The 19090-nt window shown below is 71.7% G+C and carries 19 protein-coding genes; 12 read left to right on the forward strand and 7 right to left on the reverse strand.

The genetic code is table 11. The features are described 5' to 3' along the window. Nucleotides 1-603: a copper resistance CopC family protein gene (locus AB0J46_RS09665; protein ID WP_364328780.1), complete on the forward strand. Its 603-nt coding sequence runs from the start codon at nt 1-3 to the stop codon at nt 601-603. Further along, the gene (locus AB0J46_RS09670) at nt 600-1634 is read left to right on the forward strand and encodes a CopD family protein (protein ID WP_364328783.1); all 1035 of its coding nucleotides are present in this window, start codon (nt 600-602) and stop codon (nt 1632-1634) included. Before AB0J46_RS09665 ends, AB0J46_RS09670 begins: the two co-directional genes overlap by 4 nt. Here the strand turns inward: AB0J46_RS09670 and AB0J46_RS09675 are convergent. Both AB0J46_RS09675 and AB0J46_RS09680 read right to left on the reverse strand, forming a co-directional pair. Then, entirely contained in the window at nt 1592-2776 is a 1185-nt protein-coding gene (locus AB0J46_RS09675; RefSeq protein WP_364328786.1) for a hypothetical protein, read from the reverse strand. The two genes, AB0J46_RS09670 and AB0J46_RS09675, sit on opposite strands and share 43 nt — an antisense overlap. Nucleotides 2777-2845: 69 nt before the next feature. Continuing rightward, nucleotides 2846-4129, reverse strand: coding sequence for a cytochrome P450 (locus tag AB0J46_RS09680; RefSeq protein ID WP_364328789.1), 1284 nt, complete (start codon nt 4127-4129; stop codon nt 2846-2848). Nucleotides 4130-4181: 52 nt separating this feature from the next. On the opposite strand from AB0J46_RS09680, the gene AB0J46_RS09685 reads away from it, so the two are divergent. From AB0J46_RS09685 to AB0J46_RS09695, 3 genes are read left to right on the forward strand one after another with little or no spacing between them, the layout of a single operon-like run. After that, a complete protein-coding gene (locus tag AB0J46_RS09685) occupies nt 4182-4589 on the forward strand; it encodes a PaaI family thioesterase (RefSeq protein ID WP_352321529.1) in 408 nt (135 codons plus the stop codon). 46 nt (nt 4590-4635) lie between these two features. After that, a complete protein-coding gene (locus tag AB0J46_RS09690; RefSeq protein ID WP_364328794.1) occupies nt 4636-7281 on the forward strand; it encodes a CocE/NonD family hydrolase in 2646 nt (881 codons plus the stop codon). Further along, a complete protein-coding gene (locus AB0J46_RS09695; RefSeq protein ID WP_364328797.1) occupies nt 7278-8126 on the forward strand; it encodes an ABC transporter permease subunit in 849 nt (282 codons plus the stop codon). Before AB0J46_RS09690 ends, AB0J46_RS09695 begins: the two co-directional genes overlap by 4 nt. On the opposite strand, the gene AB0J46_RS09700 is transcribed toward AB0J46_RS09695, so the two are convergent. Both AB0J46_RS09700 and AB0J46_RS09705 read right to left on the reverse strand, forming a co-directional pair. After that, nucleotides 8119-8595, reverse strand: a complete 477-nt coding sequence (locus AB0J46_RS09700) for a VOC family protein (protein WP_364328800.1) — start codon at nt 8593-8595, stop codon at nt 8119-8121. The two genes, AB0J46_RS09695 and AB0J46_RS09700, sit on opposite strands and share 8 nt — an antisense overlap. 166 nt (nt 8596-8761) lie before the next feature. Continuing rightward, nucleotides 8762-9553: a helix-turn-helix domain-containing protein gene (locus AB0J46_RS09705; protein ID WP_364328803.1), complete on the reverse strand. Its 792-nt coding sequence runs from the start codon at nt 9551-9553 to the stop codon at nt 8762-8764. An 87-nt stretch (nt 9554-9640) separates the two neighbouring features. On the opposite strand from AB0J46_RS09705, the gene AB0J46_RS09710 reads away from it, so the two are divergent. From AB0J46_RS09710 to AB0J46_RS09725, 4 genes are all read left to right on the forward strand, one after another. Further along, complete coding sequence (locus tag AB0J46_RS09710; protein WP_364328806.1) at nt 9641-10021, forward strand: nuclear transport factor 2 family protein; 381 nt, start codon at nt 9641-9643, stop codon at nt 10019-10021. Between the two features lie 173 nt (nt 10022-10194). Next, on the forward strand, nt 10195-10698 hold the full coding sequence (locus tag AB0J46_RS09715; RefSeq protein WP_364329606.1) for an MBL fold metallo-hydrolase: 504 nt from the start codon (nt 10195-10197) through the stop codon (nt 10696-10698). Nucleotides 10699-11026: 328 nt separating this feature from the next. Beyond that, on the forward strand, nt 11027-11164 hold the full coding sequence (locus AB0J46_RS09720; RefSeq protein WP_364328809.1) for a hypothetical protein: 138 nt from the start codon (nt 11027-11029) through the stop codon (nt 11162-11164). A 395-nt stretch (nt 11165-11559) separates the two neighbouring features. After that, nucleotides 11560-13680, forward strand: a complete 2121-nt coding sequence (locus tag AB0J46_RS09725; RefSeq protein WP_364328812.1) for an ATPase — start codon at nt 11560-11562, stop codon at nt 13678-13680. A 10-nt stretch (nt 13681-13690) separates the two neighbouring features. On the opposite strand, the gene AB0J46_RS09730 is transcribed toward AB0J46_RS09725, so the two are convergent. Both AB0J46_RS09730 and AB0J46_RS09735 read right to left on the reverse strand, forming a co-directional pair. Beyond that, nucleotides 13691-14611, reverse strand: coding sequence for a hypothetical protein (locus AB0J46_RS09730; protein WP_364328815.1), 921 nt, complete (start codon nt 14609-14611; stop codon nt 13691-13693). Between the two features lie 206 nt (nt 14612-14817). Beyond that, nucleotides 14818-14979: a hypothetical protein gene (locus AB0J46_RS09735; protein ID WP_364328818.1), complete on the reverse strand. Its 162-nt coding sequence runs from the start codon at nt 14977-14979 to the stop codon at nt 14818-14820. Between the two features lie 249 nt (nt 14980-15228). Here AB0J46_RS09735 and AB0J46_RS09740 point away from each other — a divergent pair, with 249 nt between their 5' ends. Continuing rightward, nucleotides 15229-16128 carry a PAC2 family protein gene (locus tag AB0J46_RS09740; protein ID WP_352359047.1) on the forward strand — a complete coding sequence of 300 codons (900 nt, stop codon included), beginning with the start codon at nt 15229-15231 and terminating at the stop codon, nt 16126-16128. A gap of 35 nt (nt 16129-16163) precedes the next feature. Beyond that, nucleotides 16164-17204, forward strand: coding sequence for a Gfo/Idh/MocA family oxidoreductase (locus tag AB0J46_RS09745; RefSeq protein ID WP_364328821.1), 1041 nt, complete (start codon nt 16164-16166; stop codon nt 17202-17204). 16 nt (nt 17205-17220) lie between these two features. On the opposite strand, the gene AB0J46_RS09750 is transcribed toward AB0J46_RS09745, so the two are convergent. Continuing rightward, on the reverse strand, nt 17221-18003 hold the full coding sequence (locus AB0J46_RS09750; protein ID WP_364328824.1) for a tyrosine-protein phosphatase: 783 nt from the start codon (nt 18001-18003) through the stop codon (nt 17221-17223). A 73-nt stretch (nt 18004-18076) separates the two neighbouring features. Here AB0J46_RS09750 and AB0J46_RS09755 point away from each other — a divergent pair, with 73 nt between their 5' ends. Continuing rightward, nucleotides 18077-19084 carry a hypothetical protein gene (locus AB0J46_RS09755; RefSeq protein ID WP_364328827.1) on the forward strand — a complete coding sequence of 336 codons (1008 nt, stop codon included), beginning with the start codon at nt 18077-18079 and terminating at the stop codon, nt 19082-19084. Nucleotides 19085-19090: the final 6 nt, after the last annotated feature.

The following is a 19090-nucleotide window of genomic DNA, read 5'->3' on the forward strand; positions in this document are numbered from 1 at the left end:
GTGAGGCGGCTACTCACGGTCCTGTTGCTCGCGTGCGCCGCGGTCGGGTTCGCCCTGCCCGCGCAGGCGCACAACGTGCTGGTCGGCAGCGATCCGAAGGACGGCGCCACGCTGTCCGCCTCGCCCGCGCGGGTGACGCTGGTGTTCGACCAGGCGGTGCGCCAGGGCTACGCGCAGGTGGGCGTGACGGGGGCGGACGGCTCCTCGTGGGCCGACGGTGCGGCGGAGGTGGCCGCCGAGCGGGTCTCCGTCAAGGTCAGGCCGCTGCCCGCGGGCGGCTCGTACGTGGTGGGCTACCGGATCCTGTCCTCCGACGGCCATCCGGTGACCGGGAAGATCAGCTTCACCATGGCCGCCTCCGCCACCGGCGTCTCGGCCGGGCAGGCCGAGCAGGGCGACAGCGCCGAGGCGGCCGAGGCGGCGGCCAACGGCGGGGCCGGCATGGCGGTCGTGTGGATCGTGGCCGCGCTGCTGCTGCTGGCCGCGGGCACCGCCGTCGCCCTCCGCCGGGCCACCCCCGCCGGCGCGGACACGGCGGCGACCTCCGCCGCCTCCGAGCCGGCTGAGGGCGCCGCCTCGTCCGAGGGCGGGACGCGGGCGTGACCGCGACCGTCTCCTCCCGTTCCGGGCAGCAGGTCCTGGGCGGGCGGCTCGTCGCCGGCGCCTTCGTCGTGTGCGGGATCGTCGCCGCCGTGGCCGCGTCCACGTTCACCGCGCAGGAGTCCGTGCCGGGCATCCCCATGCCGGGGCCGGTCGTGGCCTACGGCCTGCCGGTCGTCCGGGTGCTGCTCGACCTGGCCGCCGTCGCCGTGGTCGGCCTGAGCCTGGTGCCCAAGCTGCTCGGCTTCGACGCCCCCGACGCCACCGAGCCGGTGCTGCGCCGGGTGCGCCCGCTCGCCGTGCTGGCGGCCTGGGCGTGGGCGATCTGCGCACTGCTCACCATCGTGTTCCAGACGGCCGAGCTCAATCCGGGCCGGGTGCCCACGTTCGGCCTGATCGCCTCCTACGTCGAGGAGGTCGGCACCGGGCAGGGGCTGCTGTTCAGCGCGGCGTGCGCGCTGGCGGCGGCGGGCATCGGGCTGATGGCGGTCAGGTTCGGCGAGAAGGTGCCCGCGGAGCTGCGGATCATCGTGGCGCTGTTCGGGCTGCTGCCCATCCCGGTCACCGGGCACGCGGTCAATTCCGTCTGGCACGACCCCATCATGATCTCGATGGAGATCCACGTGATGGGCGCGGCGGCCTGGGCGGGCGGCCTGGCCGCCACGGCCGTGTTCGTCGCCCCCCACCGGGGGCTGCTGGCCGTGGCGCTGCCGAAGTTCTCCAGGATGGCCACCGTCTGCCTGCTCCTGGTCTCACTGTCCGGGCTGGTCACGGGGCTCGGCACGATGGCCCTCACGCCCGGCGTCGAGCTGCCCGGCGCGATCCTGACCAGCCACTACGGCGTGCTCGTCGTGATCAAGACGGCGCTGGTGGCGCTGCTGGTGCCGCTGGCCGCCCACATCCGCTTCCGCCTGCTGCCGGTGATCCGCCGCGGCGGGGCCACCGCCCTGGTGAGCTGGACGGCGGCCGAGGTGGGCGTGATGGGACTGGCCTACGGGGTGGCGGTCGCGATCACCCGGGCCTCGATCGGCTGAGCCCGCCGGTCGCGCCGCCCGGCGAGCCATTCGGCCGCCAGCCAGGCGACCATCAGGCCGAGCCCGGCCCACAGGGCCGACGACGTGACCAGGGGCGGGGCTCCGTACAGGCCGGTCTGGCCCTTGATCGCGCCGTAGACCGGACCCAGGGCGGCGTTCTGCGCGACCAGCGCGCCGTAGGCGCCGGCGGTCACCACGACCGCCCCCACCACGGCGCGCACGGCCGGGACGCGCACCAGGAACGCCAGGTCCACCAGCAGCCCGGCCGCCACGAAGAAGAACGGCACCGCCGACGGCGGGAAGCCGCCGAAGGTGAGCAGCGGCCAGATCAGCGTGCGGAACCCGACGTACGCGCCGGCCACCAGCGTCGCCGCGCCGAACCTGCCGATCAGCAGCCTGGCCGCGACCAGCACCGACAGCCCGCCGACGACGGCGTAGACCGGGTAGAGGTAGTCGGGCACCGGCAGGGTGAACCCGGCCATCATGATCCGGTCGACCGGACGGCCCATCTGGTCGGCGGCGAAGCGCAGCAGGATCGGCTCGGCGTAGGTGGCCTGGTTGTCCCAGGCGCCGAGCGACAGGATGCCGTACTCCTGGTGCTGCTCGGGGAAGTGCACGTTCTCCAGGAAGAACGCGAGGAAGGCGCCCAGCACGACCGTGCGCTCCCGGCCGGGGGGCGCGCCCATGAACCAGCCCCTGATCACGCCCATGATCATGAAGAACGTTCCAACGTAGAGCATGATGTGCGACGGGCTCCACGAGGTGATGTCGAGCCCGTTGACGCGGTGGTTGATCAGGTCGAGCGGCACCGCGACGAGGAAGATCCCGGTTCCCCACTGGATGAGCCGCAGCGCCGCCTTGTCGACGCCGTAGCCGGTGTAGCCGTGGACGACGGTCAGCACAACGACGAGGGCGGTGCCGGCGGAGTTGAGCAGGTGCGGCGGGGCGAGGTCGTCGCGCAGCCATTTGAAGTGCCACGAGACGTCCCAGGCCGAGCCGAGGAGCTTGAGCGTGAGCGCCACCAGCCATCCGAAGTAGAGCACCCGGAACAGGTCTTGCGGCGTCTCGCGCCCCGCCTGGCCTCTGGTCCAGTACGGCAAGGCCCATGCTGCGGCCTTCTTGAACGATGCTGGTGACTTCACGGCGCAAATCTTACGGTCATCCGGCCCATCGGTCTCAGATGTCCCATTTGTCTGGATGGGCAGCGACCTTCAGTCCGGGCGGCGGGTCAGGCGTACCGGGAGGTGTTTGAGGCCGTTCTGGAAGTTGGAGGTGAGTCGTACCGGGGGGCCGGCGGGTTCGACGTCCCAGGCGAGCAGCTCGGCGAAGACCGCCCGGAGCTGGACGCGGGCGAGGTGGGCGCCGAGGCAGAAGTGCGGGCCGAACCCGAAGCTGACGTGGTCGTTGGGGGTGCGGGCGACGTCGAAGCGGTCGGGGTCGGCGAAGACGGCCGGGTCGCGGTTGGCCGAGGCGTGGTAGACGACCACCTTCTCCCCCGCCTGGATGCGCCGGCCGCCGAGCGTCAGGTCGCGGGTGGCCGTGCGGCGGAAGTCCATCACCGGGGGCCAGTGGCGCAGCATCTCCTCGACCGCGGACTCCAGCAACGACGGGTCGGCACGCAGGCGGGCCAGCTCGGCGGGGTGGCGCAGCAGGCTGAGCAGGCCGCCGGGGATGCCGTTGCGCAGGGTCTCGTTCCCGGCGACGGCGAACAGGAAGAACATGTTCTCGAACTCGGCCCCGGTCAGGCCGCCCTTCCTCATGGCGGACATGACGGACTCGTGCGGGGTGTCGGCCAGGGCGTGGGCATAGGCGAACATGTCCGTCAGCGCGGCCCTGGACCTGGGGTTCATGCCCGGTTCGAGCTCGGGACGGGCGGCGACCGCCAGCCGGCCCACGGGGGTCAGGGACTCGACCTCGGCCGTGGACAGGCCGGCGTAGTCGTCGTCCTGGTAGCCGATGACGCGGGAGGCCCAGTCGTACAGCAGCCGCCTGTCCTGCTCGGGCACGCCCATCACGTGGGCCAGCGTCCAGACCGGTAGATCGGCGGCCACCTCGACGAAGTCGCATTCACCGGGCGCGAGCAGCGCGGCCACCCGGTCCTTGATCGTGCGTTCCAGGGCGCGGACCGCGCGCGGCGTGAAGGCGGCCGCCACGATCCGGCGCAGCCTGGAGTGCTCGGGCGGGTCCATGTTGAGCATCATCGACCGGACGAACTCCAGGTCGGCAGGGGTGTCGGGGTCGCGGATCTGGGTGGCGCCGAGGTGGGAGGAGAAGTCGTCGGAGCTGCGCAGCACCCGCTTGACGTCGGCGTGCCGGAACACGCCCCAGTAGCCGGGCCCCTCGCGCCAGGGGCCGACGGCCGGCTCGGGGATCCAGCAGACCGGGCTCTCCCGGCGGAGCCGGGCGTACAGGTCGTAGGGGACGTCCGCCGCGTAGGTGGACGGCAGGAACACCTCGGCCAGGTCGCGCTCCTCCCCCTGCTTCGCGTTATCCACAGGACGCTCGCTCCGCTCCTCCGCCATGCCCTCCAGCGTGCATGATGAGCGCGTGACTCCAGAAGACGCACAGGCGATTCTCCGGCAATACTTCGCTCCCTGGATCCAGGAGCTCGGGCTGCGGGTGGAGGAGGTGGGCGAGCGCCACGCCGTCGTCCGGCTCCCCTGGTCCGACTCTCTGGCCAGGGAAGGCGGCGGGTTGTGCGGCCAGGCGATGATGGCCGCCGCCGACACCGCCACCGTCGTCGCGATCTCCTCCGCCAGGGGCGGGTTCGTGCCGATGACCACCGTGCAGCAGTCGACCACGTTCCAGCGGCCGGTGGTGGGCCGCGACGTGCTGCTCGACGTGCGCGTCACCAAGCTGGGGCGCTCGCTGGCCTTCTCGGAGGTCACGCTGACGCCCGACGGCGACGGCGACCCGGCCGCGCACGCCTCGACCGTCTACGCGATCCTCGGCTGAGCGCCGTCTCAGGGATCTCTCAGGTGCGGAAAGTAGGCTCACCGCCATGAAACGTGTGGCCGCGCTGGTCGCGGTGCTCGCCGTCATCGGGGTGACGACGTGGCTGGTGTGGCCGTCCGCCGCGGAGGCGCGCGGTCAGGACCAGCGGATCACGGTCGTCGACGGGCCCGCCGACGATCAGCGGGTGGAGCTCGACGCCACGTTCTTCCCGCCCGCCGGCGGCGGGAAGGCGCCTGCCGTGCTGGTCGCCCACGGGTTCGGCGGCAGCAAGCAGAGCGTCCGCCAGCAGGCCGCCCGTCTGGCCCAGGACGGCTACGCCGTGCTGACCTGGTCCGCGCGCGGTTTCGGCCGCTCCACGGGTGAGATCGCGCTCAACTCGCCCGACTACGAGGTCAAAGACGTCAAGCAGCTCGTCGACTGGCTGGCCAGGCGGCCCGAGGTGCAGCTCGACGCCGCCGGCGACCCGCGCGTGGGCATCACGGGCGGCTCGTACGGCGGGGCCATCGCCCTGATGGCCGCCGCCTACGACCAGCGCGTCGACGCCATCGTCCCGCAGATCACCTGGGCCGACCTGGCCGACGCCCTCTTCCCCAACGCCGCCGGCGGATCCGCCACGGGCCCGGCCGCCCAGGCCGCGATCGGGCAGGGCGTGGCCGACGGCGTCTTCAAGCGCATGTGGGCGGGCATCTTCTTCGGCCAGGGCGTCTCCCTCGACACCTTCGCCGCCCAGTCCCGCCGCGAGGCCGCCGCCCCGCTGACCGTCGAGCAGGCCAGGTGCGGCCGCTTCCTGCCAGCGATCTGCGCCATCTACCAGCAGGTCGCCGAAGACGGCCGGGCGACGCCCGAGGCCATCGCGCTGCTGCGCAGATCCAGCCCGGTCACCGTGGCCGGCCGGATCAAGGCGCCCACCCTGCTGCTCCAGGGCCAGCGCGACTCCCTGTTCCCGCTCGCCCACGCCGACGCCAACGCCCGGGCCATCGCCGCCGCCGGCACGCCGGTGAGCATGGCCTGGTTCGACGGCGGGCACGACGGCGGCAACGGCGAGGCCGACTGGCTCTACGACCAGTCCTCGGCCTGGTTCGCCCGCCATCTCAAGCGCGAGGCCGCGCCCGCGGTGAGCGCGTTCACCGTCACCCGCGACGGCGGCCGCGACCCCGGCACCCGCCAGCGCATCAGGCTCCACCCCGAGGCCGCCGCCTACCCCGGCCTGGCCGGCACCGACACCGCCACGGTGCAGCTCGCCGGCCCCGAGCAGAACGTCGTCAACCCGCCCGGTGGCGCCCCCGCCTCGATCTCGACCGTTCCCGGCGTCGGGGGGCTGCTGAGCGGCCAGGGCGGCGGCGCGGGCGTGTCCATCGACATGCCCGGCCAGAGCGCGGCGTTCGAGTCGCCGCCGCTCACCGCCCCGCTCCAGCTCACCGGCAGCCCCACGGTCAAGGTCAAGGTGTCGGGCAAGGGCCAGGCGACGCTGTTCGCCAAGCTCTACGACGTCGCCGACGCCGTCCAGCCGCCCGCGCTACCGGCGGGGCTGGTGGCGCCGTTCCGGGTCACGATCCCCGAGGGGGCCGGCTCGGCCGAGGCCACGGTCACCCTGCCGGCCGTCGACCACCGGTTCGCCGTGGGCCACCGGCTGCGGCTGGTCGTGACCACCACGGACATGGGGTTCGCGACCCCGGCCGAGCCCGCCGCGTTCGGCGTCTCCCTGGCCTCGCCGGCGCTGGCCGTCCCCACGGTCTCCACGCTCGCCGCGCCGCCGACCGGGGTGGCCTGGTGGGTGTGGGCGATGCCGCTGGCCGCCGTACTCGCCGCCGCCGTCGTCCTGGCCACCGGCCGTCCCTCGGGCCGCGGCTCGGCCGCGAAGGCCGGCGTGAGCGCGAACGGCGACCGGGCGGCGGAGGCGCCGGGCGGTGACGGCGGGCGTGAGGCGCCGGGCGGTGACGGCGGGCGTGAGGCGCCGTTGGAGATCGTCGGGCTGACCAAGGCGTACCGCAACGGCGAGCGGGCCGTCGACGGGCTGTCGTTCCGGGTCGAGCAGGGCCAGGTCCTCGGCCTGCTCGGCCCCAACGGCGCCGGCAAGACGACCACGATGCGGATGATGATGGGCCTGATCCGCCCCGACTCCGGCGAGATCCGGATCTTCGGCGACCCCGTCACCCCCGGCGCGCCCGTGTTGTCCAGGCTGGGCTCGTTCGTGGAGGGCCCCGGCTTCCTGCCCCACCTGTCCGGCCGCGACAACATCGAGCTCTACTGGGCCGCCACCGGCCGTCCCGCCGCCGACGCCCACTTCGACGAGGCGCTGGAGATCGCGGGCCTGGGCAAGGCGCTCGACCGCGCCGTGCGCACCTACTCTCAGGGCATGCGCCAGCGGCTGGCCATCGCCCAGGCCATGCTCGGCCTGCCCGACCTGCTGGTGCTCGACGAGCCCACCAACGGTCTCGACCCGCCCCAGATCAGGGAGATGCGTGAGGTGCTCAAGCGCTACGCGCGCGACGGCCGTACCGTCATCGTCTCCAGCCACATGCTGGCGGAGGTGGAGCAGACCTGCAGCCACGTGGTCGTCATGCACCGCGGCCGGCTGGTCTCCACCGGGCCCGTGTCGCGGCTGCTGAGCTCGGCGGCGGGCAACGGCAACGGGCACGGCGGTCCGCGCCTGGAAGACGTGTTCCTCGACCTCATCGGAGACAGATCATGACCGCCGCGCCCGGCTACGCGCCGCGCCGCACGCTGCCGCTGCGCGTGGAGATCGTCAGGCAGTTCAAGCGGCGGCGGACGCTGGTCATGTTCGGGCTGCTGGTGGCGTTGCCGTGGGTGCTGGTGATCGCGTTCCAGTTCGGGCCGCAGTCCGGCAACCAGGGGCAGTCGTCGGTGCGGATCAGCGACCTGGCCACCGCGAGCGGCCTGAACTTCGCGGCGTTCGCCCTGTCGGTGTCGGCGAGCTTCCTGCTGGTGGTGGCGGTCGCCCTGTTCTGCGGCGACACGGTGGCCGCCGAGGCCAACTGGTCGTCGTTGCGTTACCTGCTGGCCGCGCCGGTCCCCCGCGACCGCCTGCTGCGCCAGAAGCTGATCGTGGCGCTCGGCTTCTCGGCGGCGGCGGTGATCTGCCTGCCGCTGATGGCGTTGTTGGCCGGCACGGTCGCGTTCGGCTGGCACGACATCCAGGTGCCCGGCACCGGCGAGACGATCCCGGCGCTCGACGTGCTGCCCCGGTTCGGCATCGTGATCGGTTACGCCCTGGTCAGCCAGCTCGTGGTGGCGGCCCTGGCGTTCCTCGTCTCCACGGTGACCGACTCGCCGCTCGGCGCGGTGGGCGGGGCGGTGGGCCTGTGGATCGTGTGCACCATCCTGCAGGCGGTCGAGGCGCTGGGGACGCTGCGCGAGTTCCTGCCGACGTTCTGGAACAACGCGTGGCTGGACGCCCTGGCCCCCGAGCTCGACTGGAGCGGGATGGCCAAGGGCGCCTCGGTGTCGATCACCTATGCCGCGATCCTGATCGCCGTGGCCTTCCGCAGGTTCCGGCGCAAGGACGTGGTCAGCTGACGCCCTTGGCGGCGTCCTCCAGGCCCTTGACCACGATCTTCCGCATGCCCAGCATGGCCTGCACGACCCGCTGGGCGGCGGCCGGGTCCGGCACGCTCATCAGCTCCTGCAGCGCCCTCGGGACGATCTGCCACGACAGGCCGTACCGGTCCTTCAGCCAGCCGCACTGCGACTCCTCGCCGCCGTCGGTGAGCCTGGCCCACAGGTCGTCGACCTCCTCCTGGGAGGCGCAGTCGACGTAGAGGGAGATCGCCTCGGTGAAGGTGAACTGCGGGCCGCCGTTCAGGGCGAGGAAACGCTGCCCGGCCAGCTCGAAGGAGACCACCATGGCCTGCCCGGCGGGCCCGGGGGCGCCCTCGGGGTAGCGCTGGACCTCCAGGATGCGGGAGTCGGCGAAGATCGAGGTGTAGAACTCGGCCGCCTCTTCGGCCTGGTTGTCGAACCACAGGTAGGTCGTGATCTTCTGCATGTCGCCGGTCGTCCTTTCGAGACGTGTCGCGGGGGCCGGGTCCGTGCCCGTCCCCTTCCTTTCATCGACGCGTCGAACGGGACGGGGGCGGATCGACACGCGTCCCGAAGAATCTTGAAAAAGTTCTGAGACGTCCCGGAAGGTCTTGGCGCCGGCACGGGCGGCGTCAGGCGGAGGGTTCTGCGGCCGCCGTCCTGAAGAAGCGGGCGGTGTCGTCGTCGGCGGGGAAGTACGCCTCGACGGCGAGCTCCTCAAGCGTGACGTCGAAGGCCGCGCCGAACGTCGTGATGGTGTTGATGAAACACAACTCCGCGCCGCGGTGGCGGATGCGGATGGGCAGCGCGATCTCGGCCGGATCCGGTGGCCGCGGGTCGCCTGCTGGGCCGTAGGACAGCACCTCCTCGTACAGCGCGCTCAGTTCGGCGTCACCGCTCTGCGCGACCTGGCGGGCGAGCCGGGGCAGCAGGAATCCGCGGACCTGCCCGAGATTGAGCAGCCGCGACGCGAACCCGCCCGGGTGCAGGCCGAGCCGCATCATGTTGACCGGCGGCCGGAGCAGCGTCGCGTCGACGCCTTCCAGGAAGACGTCGATCGCCGAGTTGGCGAACAGCAGGTTCCAGCGCCGGTCCACGGCCAGCGCCGGATACGGCTCGTGCCCGCGCAGGATCTGCCCCAGGACGTTCCGCGCCGAGGCCAGGTGCGGGTCCTTCAGCGGCCGTTCGCGGACGACGGGCGCGTGACCGGCCGCGACCAGCAGGCGGTTGCGTTCCCGCAGCGGGACGCCCAGATGCTCGGCCAGGCGCAGCACCATCGCACTGCTGGGAATGGTCCGTCCCGTCTCCACGAAGCTGACGTGCCTGGCGGACACGTCCGCCTGCAGCGCCAGATCGAGCTGGCTGAGCCCCCTGCGGCGCCGCCACTCGCGCAGCAACTCGCCGATCGGCCGGTCCTGGTTCATCCGGCGATTATCGTCACACCCCGCTGGCCTGCGCGATTACATGCCATGTAATCGACACCGCCGGGCCGGCGCTGCGACGGTGTCCCCATGAACGACAGCAGCACGACCACCCGCAACAAGCACCTGGTCCTCGACGGCTTCACCCGGTTCGCGGCCGGGGACATCGACGTGCTCCGCACGCTCCTGCACGAGGACTTCGTCGAGCACAGCCCGGGCAACCCGTCCGGGCGGGACGCGTTCGTCGCCTACATCGCCGAGGCTCCCGTGGCGCGTGCCCGGCTCGACCTCAAGCGGGTCATCGCCGACGACGATCACGTGGTGATGCACTACCTCATGACCACGGACGACGACCCGCGCGGCGTCGCCGTCGTCGACATCTGGCGGCTGGCCGGCGGGCAGATCGTCGAGCACTGGGACGTGGTGCAGCCGGTGCCGGAAGCGGCGCAGGCTCCGCACGGAATGTTCTGAGGCGCGTGCGGCAGACATCCACCCGTTCCACGATCGGCGCACCTGCGCCGGAGGTTCCATGAAACTCGCTCCCCATCTGCACCGCCTCGGCAATGACGTCGTGGCCTGCCATCTCGTCGACACCGACGAGAGCATCACCCTGATCGACGCCGGGCTGCCCGGCCACTGGCGGGATCTGCAGCGAGCACGGGGTGCCGGTGTTCGTGCACGCCGCCGACGCCGTCCGCGCTCGTACCGGACAGAAGCCCAAGGTCGCGGTCGGGCCTGTGCGGCTCGGCCCCGCGCTGGGATTCCTGGGTTACTCCCTGGGCAAGAACGGCCTGCGCACCTGCCACGTCCGCGAGCTCACCGAGATCGGTGACGGCGACGTCCTGGACCTGCCCGGCAACCCGGTGATCGTGGGCATGCCGGGGCACTCGCCCGGGAGCGTGGCGGTGCACGTCCCGCTCGCCGACGCCGTCTTCGTCGGGGACGCCCTGACCACCCGGCATGTCCTCACCGGGCGCGAAGGCCCCCAGCCGGCCCCCTTCACCGACGATCCCGCCGAAGCGCTCGTCTCGCTCGACCGGATCGCCCGGCTGCCGGCGTCCTGGGTGCTCCCCGGCCACGGCGCCCCCTGGCGCACCTCACCGGCCCAGGTGAGCGAGACGGTCCGCGCGGGTGGCGTCGGCGGGTAGCCGAGCGTTACTCGGGTCCGGTTCTAGGAGATGGCCTGTGACGGCTCACCTGCACAAGCAGAGGCGACCGGTGACACAGATTGACGGCCCCGCGCGTCCTCCTGGTCACCGGCGGGGAGCATCACCGACTGGACCCGCCCGCCTCAGGTGCTGCACGCCATCCGCGCGCCCCGCCCCGGGCCCGGCCCGGAGCCGTGGTGGCCTGCAAGGGCGACCGCATCGCCGTCTGCCAGCGGGTGGCGGCCGCGGAGGCTACGGAGGCCGCGGAGGCCGCTCGCCGTCCTTCGACGCGGCCTGCCGCCGCGCCCGCTCAGCCGACGAGTGTGACGTGCCGACGAGCGCACGTGGCTGCGATCGGCTCGAACGTCATCGCGGCATCGACGCCCGGTACGGCAAACCCGGTGTCCGCCTCACGAAAGCCACCGTCCACATCGCCGCCGTCAATGACCGCGTGACGATCCTTTGAGACACGCCCTAATGGCGCAAGCGGAATTCGGCGGGGCAAAAAGTGACGTATCGAGATAGGACGGGCCCGGGTGCGATGGGCCGGAAAGGGGGATCAGGCGGGCCGATTTGAAGGCGGCCGGGAGCCAGGAAGGTGGGCGCCCGGCCACAGGGCGGCGCGGGCGGCCAGGTCAGCCCCAGTGCGGAGGCTTGTTGTCGAGGTAGAAGGCGTCGGCGTCGGCTTCACGCCAGTCGCCCCAGCCGAGGTCGGTGTCGTCCGAAGTCTGCTCCGGGAGAAATTCGTCCACGGAAAACATGCTACCGAGACGTACAAACCAACACCGGTCGTCTTCCTGGCTGCACGGACAGCCCTCACGCCCGGCGGTACGATGCCAGGGCAGGTGTCGCCGATCCCCCGTGAGGCTGCGCATGGCCACCCCTACAGGCTGGCGGAGAGAAGGCAATCTACCGGCGGAGCTCACCAGCTTCGTGGGGCGGACCCGGTTACTCGCCAACCTCAAGCGGCATCTCGCCGAGTCCCGGCTGGTGACCGTCACGGGCATCGGCGGGGTGGGCAAGTCGCGCACGGTGCTGCGGCTGGCGCACCAGGTCCGCACGCAGTACCCCGACGGCGTGTGGTTCGCCGACCTGGCCCGGCTGCAGGACGCGGGCATGGTCAAGCACACGATCGCCTCGGCGCTCGGCATCGCCGACCAGTCCTCGCGGGCGGAGTCGGAGTCGTTGTCGGAGTGGGTCGGCGATCGCGACATGCTGCTCATCATCGACACCTGCGAACACCTCGTGCAGGGCTGCGCCGAGCTGGTCCACGAGCTGCTGGAGGCCGCGCCCAACCTGAAGGTGCTGGCCACGAGCAGGCAGTCGCTGCACCTGCCGTACGAGCAGGTGGTGCCGGTGCCGCCGCTGGTGGTGCCCGGCGACGACCCGACGGAGAACCTGTTCACCAACGAGTCGGTGCAGTTGTTCGCGCTGCGGGCCGGGGCGGTCGTGCCCGACTTCCAGCTCGACGAGGACAACATCGGCGCGGTGGCCGAGCTGTGCCGCAGGCTCGACGGCATCCCGCTGGCCATCGAGCTGGCGGCGGTGCGGCTGCGCGCCCTGTCGGTGGAGCAGATCCTCGGGCTGCTGGCCGACCGGTTCAGCCTGCTGGCCGGCGCGAGCCGTACGGCGCTGCCGCGCCATGCGACGCTGCGGGCGGCGATCGGCTGGAGTCACGAGCTGTGCGAGCCCGCCGAGCGGCTGCTGTGGGCGCGGCTGTCGGTGTTCGCCGGCGACTTCGAGCTCGACGCGGCCAGGTTCGTCTGCTCCGACGGGCGCCTGCCCTCGGAGGACATCACCGATCTGGTCACCGGGCTGGTGGAGAAGTCGATCCTGATGATCAGGAGCCACCACTCCGGCGTCCGCTACAAGCTGATCGACACGCTGGCCGAGTACGGCGAGGAGTGGCTGGACAAGCTCGGCCAGGCCCAGCAGATGCGGCAGCGCCACCTGGAGTACTACCTGAGCCTGGCCCAGCGCAGCGAAGACGCGTGGTCAGGGCCGCGGCAGATCTACTGGTTCGTGCGCATGCGTCAGGAGCACGACAACGTGCGGGTCGCGCTGGAGCACGCGTTGTCCTCCTCCATGCGCAGCGGCTCGGCGCTCACGCTGCTGGCGTCGTTGTGGTTCATGTGGGTGTGCTGCGGTTTCGTCCGGGAGGGGCGGCTCTACCTCGAACGCGCGCTGGAGGCCAACCCCTCGCCGAGCAAGGAGCGCTGCAAGGCCCTGTGGGTGCTGTCCTACGTGCGCAGCGCGCAGGGTGACAGCGAGGGCGCGCTGGCGGCGGCCGAGCAGTGCAGCACGGAGGCCGTCCGGGTGGGCGACTCGCGGGCGGTGATCCTGGCCTCGAAGATGCAGGGCACGGCCGCGCTGCTCCAGGGCGACCTGCAGAAGGCCAGCGCGCTGCTGGGCGTGGCGATCGAGTTCAACACCGACAACAAGGAGCTCAACCCGGGCCTGCTGCCCGCGATCGTCGAGCTGTCGCTGGTGTTGTCGGCGCAGGGCGAGCTGTTCGAGGCCGAGTCGCTACTCCAGGACTGCCTTCAGGTGTGCCGGGAGCGCGGCGAGCTGTGGGTCAGCTCGTACGCCCAGTGGGCGATGTCGCGCACGAGGCTCGACACCGGCAGGCCGGCAGAAGCGCTGCACAACGCCCGCGAGGGCCTGCGGATCAAGCGGCACTTCCACGACACGCTGGGCACGCTGCTGGTGCTGGAGACGACCGCGCGCATCCTCATCGCGCTCAAGCAGGCGCCGACGGCGGCCAAACTGCTGGGCGCGTTGCAGCAGAACTGGCGGACGGCCGGCCTGCCGCAGATGGGCGCCCCGTTCCTGACCGACGACCACGACGCGTGCGTCGAGGACTGCAAGTCGATGATGGGCGAGCTGGCCTACAAGAACGCCTTCGAGAACGGCGCCCGCCTCGACCTCGACGAGGCGTCCACGCTCGCGCTCGGCGACCTGGACGCCCCGGCCGAGGACTGATCCCGGGGCCTCACACGGCCTGGGGCCAGCAAGTCCCCTCCGGCCACGCGTGCACGTAACGCGCGCTGCCGAGCGAGAACTCGATGTGCCCGCGTACCCAGTGCTCAAGGCCACGGACGTACGTGCGGACGGGCGGCGGGGCCCACTTCTCCAGCGCCGCGCGCCGGTCGAGGAAGGCGGCGAGCGCCTGGTTGTGCATGTCGGAGACCTCCAGGAGGGCGTCCTGGAGGGTGAGGTTCCGGTGGGTGGCCAGCACGGTGACGAGGTTGTGCCGGGCCTTGTCGTTGTCGCACTCCTTGGCGTAGGAGAGCAGGTCGTTGTCCCAGCCGATGAGGTCGCAGGCCAGGTCCGACAACATCCGCACGTCGGGATGGTGCCACTCCTCGGCCTCGAGGCGGTAGCCGCCGCCGGCGTCGATGAGGGCGAAGCAGGTGTAGGTGGCTCCGGTGATGCGGCGCATCAGGATGTAGTCCTGCGGGGTGGGGATCAGGTCGGCCTCCCGGTTGGCCGCCTCCCAGATCTGGGCGAACAGGTACTCCTTGACCGTGATGCGCCACCGGTCCACCTGTGCCGGGGTGGAGGTGGAGACGATGCGGTGGAGGAGCTCGTTGAGGGCGAGCCCGAAGGGGTCGTCGTCGTCGGGCTTCCTGCGGTCGTCCAGGATCTCCAGAAGCGGCGGCAGGGCGCGGGCGAGCGCGGAGGCCCGGTGCCCCATCAGCTCTCCCTCGCAGAAGGCGTCGTCGAACGCGAAGAGCCAGTTGTACCAGTCGTTGATCAGCCGGAGGCTGTCGCGCGGGACCTCGGGGTTGGTACGGGCGGCGAGCAGGCCGATCTTGGAACGCCGGAAGTGCTCGATGGTGTCGGCGTCCTTGAGCATGTTGGAGGCGGCCAGCCACGCATGGCTCTCCACGTCGACCTCCGCGGCATGCACGTTGATCTCGTTGGGGAACGGGCATGGGAGCGGAGGGATGTGGAGCGGTCGCCTACTGAAGGAATGCGCAGAAGTTGCCACGCCCTTCAGCATGACGATCGGCTGTTCAAAAGGCCACACTCGACAACTTGGAGCCCTTTAATGCCTTTTTCACACTATGGATCCCTCCAAGGGAGCCGGTAGATAAACTGGGCATTTGCCAACATTCAGGCCGGGTCCAATGCCGACAGGACGCCGTCCCGCTGATCGGCTCCCGTCTCCGGCAGCGCTCTGACCACGGCCGACTCCTGCGTGAACCCGCCCCAGGGAAGCGGCCCGCGCGCGCGGTCGCAGGCGCGGCCGGAGCCGGATCCAGACGTGACGATCATTCACCGGGCTCCGCGCGACCATGATCGGCCGCCACCATCAGCAAAATGTCACCTTTGATGATGGCGAGATTGACCGGAACGCCAGCCTCCGGCGTCGGCGGGCGACATCCTGGAGCCGCCGCGCCGGCCAGGGCGGACCCCCGCCTCCGACCGGATGCCGGATTGTGCCTCGATAGGGTGCCTTGCGCGGAATCGATCCGACTCGCCATAGGTTCTGGGGAAGAGTACCTAGGGAAAGGCTGTCCAACCGTGTTCGACCCGAAGGATCTCTACAGGCTCGCAGACGACGCGCCCGAGCTGACTGATCCGGTGTTGCTGTACCACTTCGACGGTTTCGTCGACGCGGGCGGCGCCGGACGCCTCGCGCTGGGCCACCTGCTGGCCGAGCTGGAGCACCGGGTCGTGGCGACGTTCGACGTGGACCGGTTGCTCGACTACCGGTCCCGGCGGCCCATCATGACCTTCGACACCGACCGCTGGGTCGAGTGTGAGAGCCCCGAGCTCGCCGTCCATGTCGCCCATGACGCCACGGGCACGCCGTTCCTGTTGATGAGCGGCCCGGAGCCGGACCGGGAATGGGAGCTGTTCACCCGCGCGGTGGGAGAGCTGCTGGACCGGCTGAAAGTGAGCAAGATCGTCACGCTGCACGGCATCCCGATGGCGGTGCCGCACACGCGTCCGCTGGGCATCACCATGCACGCCAGCCGGCCCGAGCTGATCAACTCCCAGACCAGCGCCTTCGGCCGCGTCCAGGTGCCGGGGAGCGCGGCCGCGCTGCTGGAGCTGCGGCTGGGCGCGCAGGGGCACGACGCGGTCGGGTACGCGGTGCACGTGCCGCACTACCTGTCGCAGGCGGAGTACCCGACGGCGGCGGTGACCGGGCTGGAGGCGGTGACGCGGGGCACCGGCCTGGTGTTCCCGATGGAGGCGCTGCGCGACGCGGCCCACCGTACGACGGCGGAGATCGAGGAGCAGATCCAGGCGTCCTCGGAGCTGTCCACCGCCATCAGCGGGCTGGAGCAGCAGTACGACGCGTTCGCGGGCGGCACGGAGCGGCAGAACCTGATGGCCGAGACGACCCCGATGCCCACGGGCGACGAGCTGGCCGCCCAGTTCGAACGTTTCCTGGCCGAACGCGACGACGAGTGACGGGCGGCCCGGGCCGTACCGGCTAACCTGGGCGGATGAGCGAGATCCGGGTCGGCCTGATCGGATACGGCACCGCGGGCGCGTACTTCCACGCCCCGCTCGTCCATGCCACTCCGGGCCTGCGGCTGTCGGCGGTCGTCACGCGCAATCCGGAGCGGCAGGCCGAGGTGGCCCACCGGTACGGCGCGGCCGGCGTGCCGGACGTGCGTGAGCTGTGGGAGCACAGCGACCTCGTGGTGGTCGCCTCCCCCAACCGCACGCACGTGAGCATGGCCGCCGCCGCGCTCGCCGAGGGCCTGCCCGTCGTCGTGGACAAACCGGTCGCCCGCACCGCTGAGGAGGCCCGCGAGCTGGTCCGGCTGGCCGAGCAGGCCGGCGTCATGCTGACGGTGTTCCAGAACCGGCGCTGGGACGGCGACTTCATCACCGTGCGGCGGCTGATCGCCGAGGGGCGGCTCGGCGACGTGCTGCGCTACGAGTCGCGGTTCGAGCGCTGGCGGCCGGTGCCCAAGGGCGGCTGGCGGGAGACCGGCGGCGCGGAGGAGATCGGCGGCCTGCTCTACGACCTGGGCAGCCACCTGGTCGACCAGGCGCTGCAGCTGTTCGGCCCGGCGCATGAGGTCTACTGCGAGAGCGACGTGCGGCGGCCCGGCGTGGCCTCCGACGACGACACGTTCATCGCGCTGCGGCACGCGGGCGGGGTGCGTTCCCACCTGTGGGCCAGCTCGGTGGCGGCCCGGCTCGGGCCGCGGCTGCGGGTGCTGGGCTCGGCGGGCGCGTACGTCAAGCACGGCATGGACGTGCAGGAGGAGCGCCTGCGGGCGGGCCTGACCCCCGACTCCCCCGGCTTCGGCGCCGACGAGGAGAGCCGCTGGGGCCTGCTCGGCACCGACGACGACGCCCGGCCCGTTCCCACCGAGCCGGGCGCGTACCTGGACTTCTACCGCGGGGTGGAACGCGCCCTGCGCGAGGGCGCGCCGCCGCCGGTCGACCCCCGCGGCTCGATCGACACGCTGGCCGTCATCGAGGCCGCCCACCTGTCGGCCGCCCAGCGCATGGTCGTCCACCTGGGCTGACAGCTGATCGTGCCGATCAGTCGCGCAGGCGGGCGCGCAGGGCCGCGTTGTCGGCGTCGGTCCAGCCGTGGCCGCGCAGCCAGCCCATCGGGCCGTCGAAGCGGTCGTCCAGCACCTTGAGGAACTGCTCGATGTAGCGGGCCCGGGGCCGGTGGTCGTCCGCCGGGCGGGAGTCGAGGTCGTCCCGGTAGGTGTCGCTGGCGCGCAGGCGCTTGAGTATCAGCTCCAGGCGCTCGCCCGTGGCCACGTAGTCCCGCACGATGGCCTCGCGGGTGGCCCCGGCGACCTCCAGCGCCAGCGCCGACAGCACGCCGGTGCGGTCCTTGCCCGCCGCGCAGTGCACCAGCGCGGCGCCGTCGTCGAGGGCCATGGCGCGCAGGGCCGCCACGACGGCGTCCGGCCGGTCGCGCAGGTAGCCGAAGTAGAAGCCGGTCACGCGCAGTTCCTCGTCGACCTCCCGTTCCTGCCAGGGCAGCACGCGGTCGCCGTCGATGGAGTCGGCCTCGACGTCGGTGTGCCTGCCGCCCTCGGCGAACAGCGTCAGGTGGTGGTGGGTCACCTCCGAGGCCCGGGTGAGCGGGCCGGGGCCCTCCAGGTTGACCTCGGCGGTCGAGCGCAGATCCACGACATGGCGCAGGTTCAGCTCGCCCACCAGGAGCGACACGTCCGCCGGGGTGAGGCCCTGCAGGTTGTCGGCTCGGAAGATCCGGCCGCGGCGGGTGAGCCCGCCGTCACGGGTGGGAAGTTCGCCCAGGTCACGTACGTTGACGGCGCCTTCCAGATCGATCCATCTTGTCATCTCATCCATTACTTCGACCTTATATGTCGGCCAATCATGAGCGGATTCCTAGTTCATAACGCAGCATGAACGTATGGATCCACGCGCGCTGCCTCCCCGGCTGGTGATCGATCCATCGCTGCCCCCGGACGTCTCGGTCGAGTTGCGGTCGAGCCCGCACATCCTTCATATGGCCCGTTCCGGCAGGCGGATGGATCCCAGTTTCAGCCCCGCCCTGCTCTTCGCGCTTCCGGCCCTGCTGATGATGGTCCTGATCGTGACCGGCAAACCCGAGGTCGTCTTCGTGGCCGGGCTCGGCATGGGACTGATCGCCCTGATCCGGTGGATGGCGTTGGACAGCTCCCACCGGATCGTCAAACGACGACTACGACTCGCCACCACCCACGCCGACCACTACGTCCTGCCCGAGGACCTCGACCGTCCCTGCCAGGTGCTGCTGCGCCGCGCCCAGGACGCGGCCACGGCCGTGCTCAACTCCCAGGTGCACAAGGCCGGGCTGATCGACTCGGCGGAGAATCAGGTGTCGCTGCCCGAGGAGGTCTGGCAGATCGCCCACCGGCTGCGCCGGCTGTCGTCGATGCACGCCGAGCAGGGCAGGCTCATCCCCCGCGAGCTGCCGCCGGGCATGGAGGACGCCTTCAAGCCGTACACCAGCGCCCTCGACGCCGCCTGGACCTCGCTCTCGCACCGCGTACGCCACCTGGAGAAGTACGCCAAGCAGGTGCTCAAGGCCGACAAGGTCTACCACGCGCACAGACGCCTGGAGGCGCTGGCCGCCAAGACCCCCGAGTACCAGCAGCTCCTCGCCGACACCGTACGGGACGAGCTGGCGCACGAGCGCATCAGGGAGCTGTCCGACCAGGCGGCCCACGTGCGCAAGCTGTTCGAGGAGAGCGTGCTGCAGGCCAGGCAGGCGGCGGGCGAGCTGCTGAGAAGCCCCTTCAGCGATGCCTACGGCACCGGCGCGCTCGGCCCCCGCACCGGCGGGCACGACCACGCCGCGCACCGCACGACCGGCCCGCGTGACCGGCACGATCGCGGCGCGACCGGCCCGCAGCGGCACCCCTCGCGCGACTCCTGACCCTCG

Origin of the sequence: Nonomuraea sp. NPDC049758 (assembly GCF_040674635.1) — a bacterium.
In the GTDB taxonomy this organism is placed as follows: domain Bacteria; phylum Actinomycetota; class Actinomycetes; order Streptosporangiales; family Streptosporangiaceae; genus Nonomuraea.